Below are 17,496 nucleotides of genomic sequence, written 5' to 3' on the forward strand. Positions count from 1 at the left end.
GAGACATTGATTTATCTTTTATCCTCCTTTTGAATAAAACAAGACAGTAAATATACTGCCGCTTCCCAGCTCACTTTCTACTATAATCTCACCTCCGCAAAGATCAACGATCCGTTTGACCAATGACAGTCCTAGTCCGTTTCCCTTTCTAGCGTGAGAGGTATCTCCCTGAAAAAACTTATCGAAAATATGAGCTATCGTTGCCTCATCCATCCCTACCCCTTCATCTTGAATCGTAAATCGGATTTCATTGCCCACTTTCGCCAGTGTAATGTTGATCGAACCGCCTGGGTAAGAAAATTTGATCGCATTATCTAACAGGTTGATCCAAATCTGCTGAATGAATTCTTCGTTCCCGACAAAGGTCACTTCTTCTAAATCTAGATTTACATCCAAATCTTTGACCGACCATTTCGGTTCCATCAAAATAATGGTTCTTCGAATTTGTTCATCCAATCGGAACGGTGTTTGATCAACAACAATCTCCAAATTCTCATATTTAGCTAACATAAGAACATTGGAAGAAAGCGTCGCTAAACGCACTGATTCCGTCACAATAATATCTAAATACTCCTGCCTTTCTTCCTCGGCCAGTTGATTCTCCTGAAGAAGCTTCGCGAAACCGCGTATAGACATAATCGGTGTTTTGAATTCATGAGAAAAGTTGTTGATAAAGTCACTTCTGAGTGTTTCTATGCTAGCTAATTCCTGCGTCATTTTATTGAAGCTTTCCGAAAGCTCCTCTAGCTCCCCGATTCCCTTTATATCAACCTTTACACTAAAGTCGCCAGCAGCGACCTGGTGGATTGAGGCAATGACTTTACGGATGGGGTTCAAATCTTTTTTACTTAAGAAAGCGGTTAGGGACGTTCCAATAATTATACAGATGATAAAAAGATTAAATAAACTGGCCAGCGGGCTTTCTTCATTCACCGGTTGATTTTGGGACTCAGAAACCGTAACAAACCCAAGGAAATGCAGCAGTATAGCAATGATAATAATGGAAATAAAAGTCGTCACCAACACACCAAAGACTAGTAACACTAACGTTATCGTTAGACTTAATCGCCTCTTGAAACGTTGGATCATATTTTATGCACCACCGCTTTATAACCCAGTCCTCTAACCGTCACAATTTCAAACTCCTGCCAATCCTGAAATCTATTCCGCAAACGGTTTATATGGACGTTAAGTGTATGACCATCGGTTTCTGATTCAAGTCCCCATATTTCCTCCATCAGCTGTAATCGAGTAAAAATGACGTTTGGGTACGAGAGTAATTTAAATAGCAGCTGAAACTCTTTTTGCGGCAATGGATAGACGTGTTCCTCCCTTGTTACGGTCAATGAATCATAATCGAGCACCGCTTTCCCGATCCTCAGTTTATGTTCACTGGCGATCCGCGCTCTGCGAAGCAGTGCTTTAATACGTAACACCATTTCTACTTCATCGACCGGTTTTGTCATATAATCATCCGTTCCGGCAAGGAATCCCTTTCTTTTATCCTCTCGTTCCTGTTTGGCTGTCACCATTAAAATAGGCAAATCTCTCCAGGAAAGGCGGATTTGTTTTGTCAATTCATAACCGTCCATATTTGGCATCATTAAATCAAGCACGACTAAATCAATATGCTGCTTTTCCATGACATCAAGTGCTTGAATGCCATCCTCCGCCCAATAGGTGTTGAACCCGTTTTGTTTTAACACTGCGCACATTAACTTTCTTATATTTTGATCATCTTCAACTACGAGAATTGTAAACAAACGGTTACCTCCATACGATTTTATGAACTTATTTTAGCGAAGAAAGATAAATTGAAAATCAACAACCAATGTTCTATCCAGTTGATATTCAGTTTATGTTCAATCCGTACACTCTAAACAAGCAACAATAATAGAAAGTGGAGGAACGGAATGAACGTCTTAGAACTACATCACATTGACAAGAACTATAAGTTAAACGGAAGAGAACTCTATCATGCATTGAGAGATATCAATGTATCATTTAAGAAAGGCGAACTGGTCTCCATCATTGGTGAGTCTGGCAGCGGTAAATCAACCCTGATGAATGTCATCGGCGGATTGGATTCCGATTTTACCGGCAAGCTGTTATTTAACGGCGAAAACATAGGAGAATATAGTGAAAAGCAGCTTGATGAATACCGGAAAAATAAAATTGGTTTTATTTTTCAGAGCTTTAATCTAATCTCCCACCTTTCGATATTGGATAATGTAACGATTGCGATGACTTTATCGAATGTGAGCAAAGAAGAACGTATCAAACCTGCTGAAAAAATTCTCGAACAGGTCGGCTTGAAACAACACATACACAAAAAACCGAATCAGCTGTCAGGCGGCCAAAAGCAAAGGGTTGCCATTGCCCGGGCTTTAATCAATGATCCGGATATAATTATAGCCGATGAACCGACAGGAGCACTTGATTCAGAAACAACCGACCAAGTACTGAAAATCATCGAAGATATTGCCAAACGAGGCAAGCTCGTCATTATGGTTACCCACTCTGATAAAGTGGCAGCACACTCTTCGCGCATCATCCGTATCGCAGACGGTGAAATCATCGATGACCGTAAAGGCATAGAACTAGCATATGTAGAAGAAACAGCTGTCTCTTCAGACATCTCAAAAGGAAGAAAGAACTTAAGCTTTGCTTCTGCTGTTAAATTAGCTTTTCAAAATATGAAAGCGAAAATAAGCCGAAATATATGGGTGTCTTTAGGCGCAAGTATCGGGATTATGAGCGTCATTCTCATGCTCTCCCTCGGCGGCGGATTAAAAGCGTATGTGAACCAAACGATTAACAGTATGATCAATCCACTTGTTGTTGAAGTAAATATGGACAATCCTACAGAAGATACTTCCGTAAGTCCGGAAGAGATGAACACCCTGTCAGGTAATTCGATACCTTTTACAGAAGACGATCTTGAAACATTATCAAAGATTGACCATGTAAGTTCAATGGACAAATCCGTGAACATCATGGGTTTTGGTATCAATTCCATTATCTATGGAGACGAAAGTACTTCTGTGGTATCCATATCGACCATGTCATCGAATGTAACAGACTCGGCACTTCTGGATGGCTCCTTCCCGGGTGACAATGAAATTGTGATTCAAGATGAAATAGCCACTGCGCTTGGCGGCGATATGATTGGCAAGTCTGTCACTCTCAAATGGCTCGTAGACGAACAATTTTATAGCGCCGACTTTATCGTCAGCGGGATTGCGAATAACAATTATGTGAACTTTGAAGATTTGGCGCAAGTCTATGCTGACAACGGCAATGAATTACAGCCGACAACGGTTTACTTAGTAACAGATGATGAAAGCCATACAGACGCGATTAAAGCAGAAATAGAGAAATTAGGATACAAAGGTTCTGCACAAGAAGCGATGATGAAGTTATTCAATGATATGATTGATGCCTTGACGTTTGTACTCGCTTCGATCTCCGGTGTTTCTTTATTTGTATCAGCAATTATGATTCTGGTCATTCTCTACATCAGCGTTGTAGAACGCACGAAAGAAATTGGTGTCCTAAAAGCGATTGGAGCGAGGAGAAAAGATATTAAACGGATTTTCGTGTCAGAAGCCTTTTTGATTGGATTATTCAGCGGAATTATTGCCGTTACGATCACTTCTATATTAGGCTGGATAGCAAACCGCATTTCTTCCAGCTTGTTTGATATGAATATTGTAAAAATGGAGATGGGTTATATTACTTTCGGGATCGTGACAAGCATTATCATAAGTATGTTATCTGGTCTATTGCCAGCAAGCAAAGCTGCCAAATTGGATCCTGTTGATTCTTTAAGACGTGAATAAAAGAGAAAAAATTAACATGAAGAAAGCCTCTTTAGGCATTCTCATGATAACGATTTAGGGAAAACTCTATTTACGTTCATGTGTGCACGAAAAACAGCCGACAACTTCAACTCATCGGCTGTTTTTCATTTCCTTTTTCTTCTAATTTTTGCATCTTTATCTCAATCTCACCTCAGGTATAAGTTCACTTTAAACCTATCCTGTTTACTATTTAGCCTTAGGAAGTCTTCATTACATATAACTTCGTAATCGTATGGTCCAGTCTCTCTTTAATGAGAATCGCATTTTTATATTTAGCTGGAATGCCTTCATAACTATAATAAATACCAGCCAACCCTCCAGCAATGGCACCAATGGTATCAGAATCACCACCTAGATTAGCCGCCTTTTGTACAACTTCTTCAAAAGTAGTTGTATGAAGCAAAATATGTAGTACCCACCGGAAAGTATGGACGACAAAACCACTTGGCGGACAATCCGGAAGTGATTTTATACTTTCTTCGTATTCACTTCCTGCAATCTCTGCCTTGATTGATGTTCCAAGATCTTCCCCCTGCAGTAGACGGTGAGCAATTCGGTTGTACATGACACAGACTTCAGCACACCTAGGATCATAATGCGTCATTCGAGACTGCATGATTGTCACTCGATCGATATCAGACAGCTCCTTGTATGCCAGCGCCACCGGCAGACATCGCATGAGCGAGCCATTCCCGCCGCTCTGCCCCATGTCCATGTGTGCAATAAAAGCTGCTTCAAACCAATCTCCTTCAAATTGTTCAAAAACATGGCGAATAATGTTTCCTATATCTTTCGGCCGTGATTGGTACCATTCCTTAAAAAAACGCCCGATGGCTTCTACAGGTTCCTCCGTATTTTCGAGTATCCCATCAGCTACGCAAAGCGTCATCATTGTATCGTCGGTTACTTCTCCAGGTTCGAGGCTCCATACCCCGCCGCCAATGATTTCCGTCAAATAGCCATGCTTTTCCTTAATCTCCTGTTCCGTCATAAACTCTGTTGTTCCGCCAAGAGCATCTCCGACAGCTACACCGTAAATTCCGCCCTTGATGCGGGTCATTAATTTGTTGTCTATTCTAATCCCTCATTTCTGTACAAACATAACTTATTGAATTTTAATTTCCTTCCTCATCAGCTGAGGCATTGTAGAATCTAACACTACATTTTTAGAAAAGTGCAAATAGGCACCTGTACCTACTGACTTCCCGTTACTTCGGTCCGAGTAAGAAGTATCCAGTGATTAACTTCATCGTATCCACATACTTCAGCAATCACACGATAGCGTGGATACATCCATTCAGCAGGAGTTACGGATTTCAAATCGGATGTGCCCGTTATACCTACGGCATGAGGTTCCAGTAGGTTAATCAAGGTACCTTGTGGAAAAAAAGCTTCTATATATCCTTCCACTCGAGTTCAAACAGGGAACAGACTTTTGGTGTTGCGCCAGTCTTCCATACCTAATTGAAGCTGCTCGGACCATAGCATCTCGAATTCTTGCTGACTAATCTCTTCGTAATAAGGTTCCTCCGCATTTAATGGATGTTCTGCCAGCATAATGTCCTTCAATAACGAAAGGGTGTTTCGGGTTTTCGCAAGGCGATGCATAATATCCGAAAAAATCACTTAGCTCGAATATAAAGAGCAATACGTGTTTGCGAAGTTCCCGGCAAGCAAATCTTCTTTTCGAATAAAAAACTGCAGTTCTCCCGCGTCCCACCAGCAGAATCCAACATCCTGATCGGAGTCTAGCGCAAGCAGCAATAAGGTATCCTGCACTTCCTGCTTTGCTCTATCAGAATCACCTTGAAAATGATCCGTGATCTGTTCCAATGCTGATTCTGTTGAATAGTTATACTTGTGGCCAGTCAACAGATGAAGAGCTGCTTCGTATTCGCAGTCTCCATGCTGAGTCGAGGGATAACCAAACAGGACTGCCAAATCACCTGAGTTTTCATCATTCAACTCAAAACATAACTCTTCATACTGTTCATAGTCATGTTCATCATCTTCCACTATATCGTAATCTACATAACCATAATTGGGAGGTTCCATGGTTGGTCTGCCGCTTACCCGAAAACCGAGAAATTTATCCTCAAGAGCAGTCACTTCAGGCGAATGGTAACGTTTAGCTTCTTGTAAATTATCTTCTGATAGATAGATCACCTTGTGCTCAATACCATAAGCAGGTTCATCTACTCCTACAAAAAAGTACAACATACCTTTTGCAGGAAGAAGTGCTGATATATCATGGGGAACCAATTCTATTAACTCAAGCTGAGCTAGAAAGGTCATTGGAATGCCATCGGAATTCATTGGCCATTTTACGTTAGCGGGGAGATCGGGATCGCCTCCTATACGAGAAACGCCTATTTCGTTGTATGTTTCAATCTCTTTCTTAGATAAGCGAATGCCTTGCCGTACAGTTTCCTTCAAATAATCCATCGCGTGTTCAAACTGATACTCATGAACGATTTGTTCAAGTTTTTTTTGATTATTATCACTTAACAATCCCTACACCTTCCTTTATGTACGAATTTTCTATAACCTGAACCACTATAACTACAATAAACACTCCTCTTAATAACAATCCCAATATAAATACCAATCATTATCAATATTTGATTTGTAAATATATATGTTTCCATTATCACCTATCATGAGCCCTGGCTTTTCCTCTGAAGAAATTTGTAGAATAAATTCAAATTCATCAGAAATAGGCGATTGAATATATGAAGCATATCCTCCTATTTTGGTTTTAGAGTACCTATCAAATTCATCAAAGAATCGGTCATTTAATTCCTCGTTTTCATTAATTTCGGTCATATCAATATGTTCCCATGATTCTTCCCAACACGGATAATCTCGTACTTCATTAATTTCCCATCGTACTGGAAAGGATTTAAGAATATTAGCAGGCTTTGGCGTCTCTGTAGTTTTTAATTGTTCTATGTCTTTATAAAAAACAATCTTCCAACCATCACCATTCCTATTTATATCAATAGGCAGATGATTTTTATCAATATATATTTGTACTAACATATGGTCTCCAAAAATTATATGACCATCTTTGATATCTGGAACATAGATTTGAAGAAGGGGAACTAATAACGATCCATTATCTTCTGGCCATGCTTCCAAAGGATCACACAAAAAATTCCCGCCGAACCAATTAAGGTCTGTATTTTCAGGGCGGAATCCACCTATTCTTGCAACACAGGTATGTTTCCCAATTGATTTAATTTCATCGAAAATGTCCATTATTTAAAATCCTTTCTTATAAAGATTATATGTTAATTCATCTAAAGTTTTCTGTTCGATACGTATAAACGAATGTGCTTTAAAATATCTTTGGATCTTTAAGTTCAGACCACTGCATTTCTGGGTCTTCGTCCTTATTTATAGTAATGGTTCCTACCATGATTTCGTTTTTATTAGGATTCTCCAAGTAATGTTTCATCATGAAGCTTATGATCTTAGATAATCTCATATCTAAAATCTTATCTCTATCAATCCAATGTAATTCTCCTTCGTCTGAATTTATAAACTTAAGTCTCTTCGTTTTTCCGAAATATACAAATTGCTGTCTTATTTCTTCCTCTTTTACTCGTAATAATATGTATCTTAATTTTAGTTCTTCAATCTCTTCCTCTTGTATTCCAGATTCTTCAAAGATTTCTCGAACACAAGCCTTCTTCGGAAAATTCAACTCATTAGCTTCTAAATGTCCGCCAAGACCAGTCCAAAACACAGTATCTGTGATTTTACTTGCTTCTTTCTTCATCATAATTACTTTGTTTTCATTAAATAAGAAGGCGGTCGACATTTGCCTTACTTCCATTTTTCATCATCCCCTTTAATAGTCAGTTGAAAGTGTGCAGAATTTGTTTCTCATGGATCTCAACATCATGTTTCTCACCTGCTTAGGTCTCTTTAATTCTTAGATCAACAAAGACTTGATAGACACTCAAATTTCAACAAATCTTAAAAATCTAACAAAATAAATAGCCTGCCAAATCGACAGGCTTATTTGTTTCTACCCTAGTTCTCGTGGTGTTCAAATTATCTTACTACCTAGAAGAATAATTAATAATCATGGCTTCTTTCGTATGTTCATCATAAGCAATCCACAAGTCATCTCCCGCTACTACACCATGGACTGGTTCAATCGTCTGTTTAATGTGGTAGTCAGTTCCGTCTTTTTCTGCGATAATATCGGCTAATGGGCGTTCTCCCTTTGTTCCGTCAAAATGAACGGAGAGTACTTTAGCTGCGCCCTGCTTAGCTCGAAGCAATCGGGTTTCTTTCTTTAAATCGTCTATTTCCATGTTGACGGGAAGGACTGTACCCACATTCACAGACTGATTTTCTGGCACAAAAAGACTATTAACTTTACGGATTCTTTCGGCCCCGCTTGTTATCATGATTTCCATAAGCATAAGCTGCTTATTATCAATAACGATCGGCATCTTCTGCACATGGATCACTTCACCCTGCAGAGAGAGTTGGTCAGATCCCTTTACTGAGTTTACGCTACCGTACCTTAAGATTCTAGCCATTCCCTGAATCAAAATAAGGTTCGCTCGTTCACCTGTACGATATTCAAATCCAATCGGCTGAACGACCGGTACTGTATAGTCCTGTCCTCCGGCTGAGAAATGAAGCTGAAGGGCTTCTCCCCGGTTAACACTTCCATAACGTTCGATATGGGTGAGGACCGCATCTTTAATCACTTCTGGTTTGGTCTTCTGCGCCGCATGTTTAAGATCCTCTTCAGTGATGAACACAGCCTTGTGTGTCTTGCGGTTGTAACTAATCATCACCGGATCACCAATTTGGGTAGGGTCCACAAAGGAGATGACCTGCTTGATTTCAACCTCCTTCATTTGACCTTCATCCTCGAACTGTACGATAAATCGGACCTGCGGACGTTCATTCACAAATAAACCCGTTTCTTCCATATTAATAATCCGGCCCTGAATTTGCTGACCATCCCTCAGTTTTTTTGCTCTTGATCTGGCCAACATTCGAGGGGCGAATGCAATGCTCAGGAATGTGAGTAGAGTGATGAAGACCCAGGCCGCCCAGTTAATAACAATCGCTCCGCCTTGTTTAACATAATTCCAAAAACTTTGTATCGAGACTTTATTTTTAGATTCAGTAAGCGTCCATTTCTCGACCTGTTCACTTGAAAGAACCTTGGCTTCTTGGCTTTTCATATCGACATAACCTGCTGTATTATCCCCACCGTGGTAATAAAGGACGTCACTGTCCAAATTCTTATAAAATTCAGTCTGATCATTTTTCAAAATCTCGTAGGACAGCTGCTCAAGAAGTACAGTGGCATCTTGAAATTTTCCGGATGTTTCATTGAACACATATCCAATAATGCTTCCATTTAATTCATCTTCTGCAGTAGATCCGGCAATCAGAACTTCCTCGTCATCCAATAGAAATACACGAGCTTGATAAACCGGCTTCGGCGTAGGAACCGCTTCTCCCCAATGATTTTCGTCAGCATTATAAAATGAGGCTTCTTCAGGATAGTTCCCATTCACGCGTACCAACTTGGTGTTATTGAATCCAAAGACCTTACCGAACAAAGCGCCAGCCCGATCTTGTGCAGCAAACGTTCCTTCATCCTTGTCCTGAAGCAGAACAGATAAATCGCCATTTTCGTCTAATATTCCACTGATAAATGCGGTTCTATCATCCTTTAAAGCTACTGAAAACAAGGGCACTGCTTTTTCGTTCTTAAAACTACCATGCACTTCATCGATCCGAACAGGTCTGGCTGGAAGTAGATCCTGTTTACTTAAATTCACTTTAACTAGCTTCCCGTCCTTTATTTGAGCTATGTAAAATTCAGAATTTTCCGATTCCCCAGCTACAATGAGTCTGCTGCGCCAGGAATAAACATTTGAGCTCCATGAAGATGAAAGGTGGATCGTATCCTGAGCCAGCTCTTCAACCTTACCTGTTGAGTGGAAGTAATTTATTTGCAGCCCATGTGAATCGTCGTAGGTTGGAATAATGATTCCGTCTTGCTGATAAGTTGCCGGTCCCAGTCCAGCTTGGAAATTGGTATGTACAGTCGTATCTTTCATTATGTTTTCTTTATCGGTATCAAAAAGATAAACATCGTATTGCTCTCCAACGGGGTGTTTAGCTAAGCCAATTAACTTCTTTCCCTCATCCAGCATATAGATACTTTCAAAGGAGGGTTGATACTCATCAATGTAATCCTCGTAATCATTCCACATGAAATAACTTAACAATATTACCGGAATAAAAAACAGTAAATTGCCGAGAGATATCGCTCTGTTTTTTTTCATTTTGTTTCTCTCCCTTACATTATGTAAAAACTACAATTTGCCTAAGATCCGAAATGTACTCTTGCTCCAAGTTTCAAACGAATCGAATCCTGAACCACCGCATTCATTAGAATGATATAAGGACCCAGATTATTAGCACACTACCATACATACCCATAATGAGTCACTACCTTTTACGATTTTGTGAATACGGGGCGGAGGCAATTACTTTTTACACCCGCTTTTTTAATAGCCAAATTCATGGGAATTTAACCCCTCCTAGGTAGAACTACGCGATTCTATTGTGGCTAGAGTATAATTAAATTTTGTAGGTATGGCAATGTTTGGAATGAGAAACAACAGTCAAAAAGGTAAGAAAAGCAATGATAACTATGATGACCCGCCGACAATGATCATCTTAAGTAAATAAGAAACAGTCTATTTTGGCAAATGGTTTTTCATGAGTTTGTGAAGGTTAAATTAGGGTATTCTGAATCCACATCGGGTTGGTACAACATGATTTTTGAAAAGAATGATGATGAAGAAAAAAGCTTTGATGTATTTTTTCAACTATATGATGAATTTAATAATCTAAAAAGTGGAGGAATGAACTGTTAAACAAAAGAGAATTAACTTGGACTTAGGATTGATTTAAATAGATAAAGACACTCACTTGGAGTGCCTTTATGTTCATTCTTACATTATCAGATTAACGACTCACGATAATTTCGTAGTTGCTTAGTATCCTATTAGTTTTCCTAATAGATAACTCAAGGTTCTAAGTCAAGATGCATCTTGGCTTCGGCCTCATCCCACGGCACAGAGTAACCCGCACCCTTAGCGCAAAAGATGGAGGAAGATGTATACAGTGGATCTGCCTCTTTGCGGTAACCTATCTGCTCAATGACTTCTTCTGTATTATGGCATCGATCGTAACCGCTAAACACGCAGCGAATACTACCTCGTCCATGTGTAAAGGATGCAAATTCTGCACTGTAATTCATGAAAGTTGACACAGGCACCCTGCCTGTGACCACCGCTTGCGTTTCGTTCGTCTGCGGCGGATCAAAAATACCGGTAGCACGTTGAATATCGGACAGCACCCTGCCCAGTTCATCAATAGCGACCTTGATTTTGAAGTCGTAATAGGGCTCAAGCAGCACATTATCAGCTTTCTCAAGCCCCTGCCGCAGCGCTCGAAAGACAGCTTCACGAAAATCGCCGCCATGGGTATGTTCTTTATGTGCGCGCCCCCTAAGGAGCGTAATGTTCACATCGGTAACAGGCATACCAGTCAGCAGTCCGTGATGCTCCCGTTCATATAGATGATCCCGAATCAAATTCTGATAGCTGACATTCAAGTTATCGACATGACATCTGCTATCAAACTTGATACCGCTGCCCCTTTCTCCCGGTTCAATCAGCAGATGTACTTCTGCATAATGCCGGAGCGGTTCGAAGTGGCCATACCCTTTTACAGTAGTCTGAATCGTTTCCTTATACAAGATTTCCGGTTGTCCAAAAGAGATAGCAAATCCAAATCTCTCCCTCACGATCTGTTCCAGCACTTCCAGTTGAATCAATCCCATGACGCGGATAGAGATCTCTTGGAATTTCTCATCCCAGACAACGTTCAGAGATGGTTCCTCCGCCTCCATCGTACGAAAAGCAGCGAGAACCTTCTGTACGTGTACCCTATTGTCGAATAATACCTTCGATTGTAACGTCGGCTCCGAATCGTAAACTATCTTGTCTGATAACAAGCCTAGACCTTGTCCAGCCTCGGCCGCAGACAATCCGGCAACTGCAAACAAATCGCCTGCTGCCACTTGTTCTACCGGCTGGGACTTGAGACCGTTCATTAAGAATATCCGCGTAATTTTCTCGTCATATTGGACACCCCTGCTCTCGTAAGAAAGCTCTTCTCTCACCTTCAACTGCCCACCCAGCGCCTTAATAAAGGTGAGTCTCATTCCGCTTTCATCGTGCCGAATTTTATACACCCGTCCCTGAAACAAAGTATTCTCGTCATAAGACGATGTAGTCAGTAAATGCATCTGTTCTAGAAATTCAATGACGCCTGTATCTTGTAGCGCAGAACCATAGGCATAGGGGAAGAGAAGACCTGCTGCTATCATCTTCTGCAAGGCCCCCATCCAAAAGCTAGGATCCTCGCTTCCCTCGAGGAACGCTTCTAGTAATGCTTCGTCTCGCTCCGCCATAGCCTCTCGCAACGCTTCACCGATGATGCCGTCAGTGAAGCTCTGAGTTATGCAGCATACTTCCTCCGTCAACTGCTGACGGATATCCGCCACAGTTCTGTCTACGTCTGCGCCGATCCGATCCGTTTTGTTGATAAAGAAGAACGTTGGAATCCGATGCTTGCGCAGCAGCTGCCAGACCGTCTCCGTATGGCCTTGGACCCCTTCTACCGCGCTTACAATCAGGATGGCATAATCAATCACCTGAATCGCCCGCTCCATTTCCGGGGAGAAATCGACGTGTCCAGGCGTGTCTATCAAATAATAGGTATCTCCTTTATATTCCATTACTGCCTGATCTGCGAACACCGTAATACCTCTTGTCTTTTCGATGTCATGGTTGTCCAGAAAAGCATCCTGATGATCCACCCGCCCGCGCGATCGGATACTGTTCGTATGATACAGCAGCTGTTCCGCAAAAGTTGTCTTACCTGCATCCACATGGGCGAACAGGCCAATTGTTAGTCGCTTCATAGAATCCTACTTTCATCGTTTCTTGTTGATACTACTCATTTTATTAAAACATAGAAACCGGGAAAATGGGTAGGATCGGGTTATGAACGACGTAATATAATTCGATATCAACGGTAAAAGTTTAGGAGTCCGCCGCCATGACGATACAGGCAAACACAACATAAATACACATAACGGTTAACCAATCTTGAAGATTAGACTATCGCTTCACCCCAAATTTTGGATTAGAAAATACTAAAGCTCTCGGATTATTAAAGAAATGGTTCACTATCGATCTTTGAAACATGTCCATTCCATTACGGCAATCGGTGCAAGTGCTTGGTCCAATTCAACAGAAAAAGCCGCTAATTAGCGACTATTTATGTGAGTCATGTATTCATTTGTAATCAATTCTACAGATTAAGAAGAGGTCATCATAAGAGAAGGAATCCCAATAACGTACGCTTTATATTAGGCGTCATACTTAGGATTCTACCGCTAATCTTAGAGATTGCGCCCATTCCCAAATATTTAGTTCGTCGCATATTTAAATCATGAAATATTTTTAAATTTGATTAGTTTTTTTTATTCACCATTAACAGAGGTCTCTTGTCGATCGACGGTCTCTTCTGGAATCTTATTGGACATGCTCGGTACGTGCCGGGGCCGATATTCGATAAGCTCTGAGGAATAGACAGAAACAGCGATTCGTCCTCCGCTGCTGTAAGCCCGAATTAGAATCGGCTGATTATAGGCATTGTAGAACACAAAATCCGGCCCGCCCCAGCTGACAGTTGCGTCCCGCCCAGTCAAAACGTAAGGAACGTTTCGGCTGTGAGAATACCGCTTCACGATCTGTAATCCCGCTCTGTCAATCGCATTGTATAAAGTGGAGGATACTTGGCATATTCCGCCCCCCACTCCCTCTGATAGTTCTCCCCTGACGATAACGCCCGCTCGTTTATATCCTTTGTCGACAGTTCTCATGCCCACAACCTCGTTGAATGAGAATGACTCACCGGGAAAAACCACTGTGCTGTCAATCGCCTTGGCTGCCAAGGCGATATTATGCGAACGGTTTTTATTATTAGAATTAAAATAGGTAACGTAATACCCGATCGCTTTCGTTCGAATCGAAGATAGTACTTCGGTATCTACTTTTGGATATAGCGGATAGGTCGGTAACTCAATCGTCGCCGATCCTTTTCCATAGTAATATTCGTAGAATGATATCAGCATTTTTCGCTGATCCAGGCGATATCCTATGCGTCCTTCTACAATCTGGCCGTCCGGCCCTATTCGCGCGTTTTCTGGGTTTTTCATACTTATCCGATCCAGTTGATCCGCCCACTGACCGTAGGTGTCCATATTCACGAGTGGAAACACCCCCAGAGCGTGCTCGCTTCGATCAATCGTACTCAGCGAGTTTCCATCCTGGGTTACCGTCAGCAGATCTGCTGGGTTTGCCTGCAACATAAGCAGTCCAAACAGACCCATGATCGATAGCCATTTCAAATTGCACTCGCCTCCTTCCCAAGTAGATTCCATAATTGTCCTTCTGGTATTATGGTAATCTTTTAAGAAAATCATGCAGACGCAGCTGAGATGGTCGTTCTGTCATTATGAGTGTTTGAACTCGTTTTTATAAACAAAATGTGCCTTCAATTGTCTATGAGTATCTATCCTGTGAATTCGTTTCCTGATCCAGTTCCTGAATTTTAGAAACTAATTTTTCTGAATTGGAACGAAACACTTGGTTTGAATCCGTCCAGTCCGATTTCAAAAAATAAGAAGCGTGGAACTTCCATCCTTGATGGGCTGGGTTAAATTCCATTTGAATTTCGCGCCCTGGTCTACCTATGTATATCCTAGAACCCGGCTTACGCCACTTTCCAATTTGTGTGATTCTGTCCCGATTCTGTCCTGTGATATATGTAAACCTATTATTGTATGGAATGTCCCTCAAATGAAACTTTGGACACCCGACAGCAAATACTTGAAGCTGCTGAAATCCGTATTTTTCCACCAATAAAAGACCTGTCCGATAAGCGATCACGCCTCCAGCGCTATGCCCGATAAGGATTACGTGATCCGAAGTTTCTGCATGCTTGCTGATGATTTGTGATAAACTTGTTACCCGCTTGGACTGATCATTGGATAGGTCATAGCTAACCTTGGTAAGCTGCTTTGCCAATAGACGGATGAAAGAGAACCTCGTTTTACCGTTTGCAGTCCCATAGGGAAAGATCGTCAAAATTTTTACATTTTGATATCTCTTTGCAATCTCACTTGCCGCTGCTTCAAAATTATTACGATAAGTCAGTACACCGGCAAAAAAGCAAACCAACGTACGGCAATTTTTTGTACATGTACTATTGGAGGATACAAACGTTTCGATCATGATTTTACTCCCAACATTAAACGTTTAATATTTTTTAGGTGCGACTATTTCAAATTATAAAACAAAAAAAGCCCGAACGCTCAGGCTTCGTGGTATATGGAATGTTATGTTAGTTGCATCGTTGTAATACAAGTATTGCTATCTTTAAAAGTACCGATCTCAGATTCTGCTGTTTTACCATCATACTCTATCTTCACTTGATATGTCCGATCTCGCGGTAACCATAGATCAATAAAACCATTCTCTAATGAAGTAATCGTGTCATCCATCACTACAGTACCTTCTTCATCTTGAATAAGCACATCGAAGGTTTTTTCTACTAATTCCCCTTGGCACCCCGTTAGACTGTGGATAGCACATTCATGTGTGTTTTCAATAAACGGTGCAATGGAAACAAAAAACTCGTCCTCTGGAAGATCAAAAGACGTCTTTTTACCAGCATCAGTTACTATCAGTTCCTCTGATGTAATAGATGCACTTACGTCCTCAAAGGAACCAACACTATACGCATGGACTTTTTCTTTAATATTCTGTGTTCCAGCTTCATTCGATGCACTATTATTATTATCGTTGTTACAAGCTACTGCCACCACAGATAATAAAATAAACGAAATAATGAGCAAACCCTTTTTCATAATATCCTCCCGTTTTCTTATCATATTGATAAGTCATATTATTTCGATCATATCACATTTCAGCTTAAGTAGTCGGTATTTGAGTTCACATCAATCCCCTGCATGCGGAACAGATACTTAATACGTCGTTTTCGGAACAAACAGACCTTGATTCTTTAGAGCATAGTCAAAAAATTGAAGGATAATTTCATTTTGAGTTTCAATCGCATAGTATTTATCGATATCTGCTTTTCCGCCTTGCAATAGGTATGCCAATATAGGTGAGAACAGAGGTAGATCAGTCAAACTTAAATGTTTTGCGCCATTAAAATGAACAGTATATGCACTATTATAATTTTCATTTGAAATTTTATTTGCGATATACGAAGGACTGTTGTCCAGCTGTATCCATACATCATCCGAATAAATGTTTAATAGCGGGATGGTGTAAGCTTCGGATTTAGCAGATAGTTCATTCGTAACTTTATCATACGCAAGCTCGCTAAAAAACGGAGCATCTATATTTACCACGGCGTTAATGTCATCGCGTTCTCTGCTCAGAGCTACGCTTGCTGCGCCACCCATAGAATGACCGAACACGCCTATCTTCTGTGTATCGATGAGCTCATATACTGAATCTTCTCCTTCACCGGCTTGTTCCAAAATTGTATCTATGACCAAATTCATATCATCTGTTCGTAATGTCATCCATTTTTGAGTAAGCTCGAAATACTCACCAAGCGAATAAATCCCTGCTTTATTTGCATTGTTGACTTCTTGCATGTACTCGGGATTAACTGTCACAATCTTTCCATCCTCGGAAAAGGTATAAAAAGAATGATAGGGATGGTCAATGGAAACAACCACATAACCATGACTCGCAAGTTCTGTAAAGGTAGAAGAGTTGCTTGCTTTAATACCGAATGCTCCATGGGAGAACATGAGCAAAGGATAGGTTCCGTCTGCCTGTTCTGGATACCAAAATTCCACGTTCACAAACCGATTGTCATCTTGATCCGTAAATTCTTCGATACGATTCTGGTCTACATAAGTGTAAGTGGCGGTCGCCACTGCATAAGGGCCTGTCACTTGCGGCAGCCTATACTGTGGAAAAAGTAAAACAGGACCAAGGGTAACGACTACGATCAGCTCTAATATAAGGAATTTCCATACCGTAGAGAATACTTTGTAACGTGGAGTGCGTGTTTGTTTGCGCAGGAGTGCTACGATTTCCTTGAACGCTAATATAAAGAGTAAGCCTGCAAACAGGCCCCAACTGTACTCCCATACGACGATCTCCCACAAGACCAGCATCATAAATCCTATAAACATTGCGATTCTCATCCAACTCTTGATCTTGCTGCGCCTTTGCTTGGTTGCAATGGAATAAGCGGCAATTGTGAGTTCAAAGACTAACGTAACAACAAGTATTAAAATCTCCATAAGACTTCTCTGCTCCCCCTCCAACTTTTTATGAGTTCATCATAAGAAATGGCAGAGCAGGTGTATACTCATAAACGATAAGCTGTAGCTGAGGGCCAATAAGTTGTAAAAACAATGTAATGAAGTGTGTACTTACACTACAAATAC

The 17,496-nt window shown here is 40.8% G+C and carries 15 protein-coding genes; 1 reads left to right on the forward strand and 14 read right to left on the reverse strand.

All coding sequences use genetic code 11. The features are described from left to right. Nucleotides 1–18 precede the first annotated feature (18 nt). The gene (locus tag PV403_RS13055; protein ID WP_332084931.1) at nucleotides 19–1,089 is read right to left on the reverse strand and encodes a HAMP domain-containing sensor histidine kinase; all 1,071 of its coding nucleotides are present in this window, start codon (nucleotides 1,087–1,089) and stop codon (nucleotides 19–21) included. Continuing rightward, nucleotides 1,086–1,763 carry a response regulator transcription factor gene (locus tag PV403_RS13060; protein ID WP_332084932.1) on the reverse strand — a complete coding sequence of 226 codons (678 nt, stop codon included), beginning with the start codon at nucleotides 1,761–1,763 and terminating at the stop codon, nucleotides 1,086–1,088. Before PV403_RS13060 ends, PV403_RS13055 begins: the two co-directional genes overlap by 4 nt. A gap of 150 nt (nucleotides 1,764–1,913) precedes the next feature. Here PV403_RS13060 and PV403_RS13065 point away from each other — a divergent pair, with 150 nt between their 5' ends. Then, on the forward strand, nucleotides 1,914–3,842 hold the full coding sequence (locus tag PV403_RS13065; RefSeq protein WP_332084933.1) for an ABC transporter ATP-binding protein/permease: 1,929 nt from the start codon (nucleotides 1,914–1,916) through the stop codon (nucleotides 3,840–3,842). A gap of 217 nt (nucleotides 3,843–4,059) precedes the next feature. Here PV403_RS13065 and PV403_RS13070 read toward each other — a convergent pair whose 3' ends face one another. From PV403_RS13070 to PV403_RS13125, 12 genes are all read right to left on the reverse strand, one after another. After that, nucleotides 4,060–4,923 carry an ADP-ribosylglycohydrolase family protein gene (locus tag PV403_RS13070; protein ID WP_332084934.1) on the reverse strand — a complete coding sequence of 288 codons (864 nt, stop codon included), beginning with the start codon at nucleotides 4,921–4,923 and terminating at the stop codon, nucleotides 4,060–4,062. A 134-nt stretch (nucleotides 4,924–5,057) separates the two neighbouring features. Next, nucleotides 5,058–5,234, reverse strand: a complete 177-nt coding sequence (locus tag PV403_RS13075) for a hypothetical protein (protein ID WP_332084935.1) — start codon at nucleotides 5,232–5,234, stop codon at nucleotides 5,058–5,060. A 45-nt stretch (nucleotides 5,235–5,279) separates the two neighbouring features. Then, nucleotides 5,280–5,420, reverse strand: a complete 141-nt coding sequence (locus tag PV403_RS13080) for a hypothetical protein (protein ID WP_332084936.1) — start codon at nucleotides 5,418–5,420, stop codon at nucleotides 5,280–5,282. Between the two features lie 69 nt (nucleotides 5,421–5,489). Continuing rightward, complete coding sequence (locus tag PV403_RS13085) at nucleotides 5,490–6,374, reverse strand: YwqG family protein (RefSeq protein ID WP_332084937.1); 885 nt, start codon at nucleotides 6,372–6,374, stop codon at nucleotides 5,490–5,492. 69 nt (nucleotides 6,375–6,443) lie between these two features. Beyond that, nucleotides 6,444–7,124, reverse strand: a complete 681-nt coding sequence (locus PV403_RS13090; RefSeq protein WP_332084938.1) for a DUF1963 domain-containing protein — start codon at nucleotides 7,122–7,124, stop codon at nucleotides 6,444–6,446. 79 nt (nucleotides 7,125–7,203) lie between these two features. After that, nucleotides 7,204–7,704, reverse strand: coding sequence for an NUDIX domain-containing protein (locus PV403_RS13095; protein ID WP_332084939.1), 501 nt, complete (start codon nucleotides 7,702–7,704; stop codon nucleotides 7,204–7,206). A 229-nt stretch (nucleotides 7,705–7,933) separates the two neighbouring features. Beyond that, a complete protein-coding gene (locus PV403_RS13100) occupies nucleotides 7,934–10,198 on the reverse strand; it encodes a hypothetical protein (protein ID WP_332084940.1) in 2,265 nt (754 codons plus the stop codon). 749 nt (nucleotides 10,199–10,947) lie between these two features. Continuing rightward, entirely contained in the window at nucleotides 10,948–12,912 is a 1,965-nt protein-coding gene (locus PV403_RS13105; protein WP_332084941.1) for a translation factor GTPase family protein, read from the reverse strand. A gap of 564 nt (nucleotides 12,913–13,476) precedes the next feature. Next, a complete protein-coding gene (locus tag PV403_RS13110) occupies nucleotides 13,477–14,406 on the reverse strand; it encodes a VanW family protein (protein WP_332084942.1) in 930 nt (309 codons plus the stop codon). Between the two features lie 154 nt (nucleotides 14,407–14,560). Further along, nucleotides 14,561–15,292 carry a lipase family protein gene (locus PV403_RS13115; protein WP_332084943.1) on the reverse strand — a complete coding sequence of 244 codons (732 nt, stop codon included), beginning with the start codon at nucleotides 15,290–15,292 and terminating at the stop codon, nucleotides 14,561–14,563. Between the two features lie 104 nt (nucleotides 15,293–15,396). Continuing rightward, complete coding sequence (locus PV403_RS13120) at nucleotides 15,397–15,927, reverse strand: CueP family metal-binding protein (protein ID WP_332084944.1); 531 nt, start codon at nucleotides 15,925–15,927, stop codon at nucleotides 15,397–15,399. Between the two features lie 117 nt (nucleotides 15,928–16,044). Next, nucleotides 16,045–17,349 carry an alpha/beta hydrolase family protein gene (locus tag PV403_RS13125; protein ID WP_332084945.1) on the reverse strand — a complete coding sequence of 435 codons (1,305 nt, stop codon included), beginning with the start codon at nucleotides 17,347–17,349 and terminating at the stop codon, nucleotides 16,045–16,047. Nucleotides 17,350–17,496: the final 147 nt, after the last annotated feature.

The sequence above is a fragment of the Paenibacillus sp. GYB006 genome (assembly GCF_036577645.1).
Taxonomy (GTDB): domain Bacteria; phylum Bacillota; class Bacilli; order Paenibacillales; family Paenibacillaceae; genus Paenibacillus.

What these genes read in the sequence shown, in the direction of transcription:
- PV403_RS13055 (WP_332084931.1), bottom strand. Translation starts at nt 1,089, where the DNA reads ATGATCCAACGTTTCAAGAGGCGATTAAGTCTAACGATAACGTTAGTG.
- PV403_RS13065 (WP_332084933.1), top strand. Translation starts at nt 1,914, where the DNA reads ATGAACGTCTTAGAACTACATCACATTGACAAGAACTATAAGTTAAAC.
- PV403_RS13070 (WP_332084934.1), bottom strand. Translation starts at nt 4,923, where the DNA reads ATGACCCGCATCAAGGGCGGAATTTACGGTGTAGCTGTCGGAGATGCT.
- PV403_RS13080 (WP_332084936.1), bottom strand. Translation starts at nt 5,420, where the DNA reads ATGCTGGCAGAACATCCATTAAATGCGGAGGAACCTTATTACGAAGAG.
- PV403_RS13090 (WP_332084938.1), bottom strand. Translation starts at nt 7,124, where the DNA reads ATGGACATTTTCGATGAAATTAAATCAATTGGGAAACATACCTGTGTT.
- PV403_RS13095 (WP_332084939.1), bottom strand. Translation starts at nt 7,704, where the DNA reads ATGGAAGTAAGGCAAATGTCGACCGCCTTCTTATTTAATGAAAACAAA.
- PV403_RS13100 (WP_332084940.1), bottom strand. Translation starts at nt 10,198, where the DNA reads ATGAAAAAAAACAGAGCGATATCTCTCGGCAATTTACTGTTTTTTATT.
- PV403_RS13105 (WP_332084941.1), bottom strand. Translation starts at nt 12,912, where the DNA reads ATGAAGCGACTAACAATTGGCCTGTTCGCCCATGTGGATGCAGGTAAG.
- PV403_RS13115 (WP_332084943.1), bottom strand. Translation starts at nt 15,292, where the DNA reads ATGATCGAAACGTTTGTATCCTCCAATAGTACATGTACAAAAAATTGC.
- PV403_RS13120 (WP_332084944.1), bottom strand. Translation starts at nt 15,927, where the DNA reads ATGAAAAAGGGTTTGCTCATTATTTCGTTTATTTTATTATCTGTGGTG.
- PV403_RS13125 (WP_332084945.1), bottom strand. Translation starts at nt 17,349, where the DNA reads ATGGAGATTTTAATACTTGTTGTTACGTTAGTCTTTGAACTCACAATT.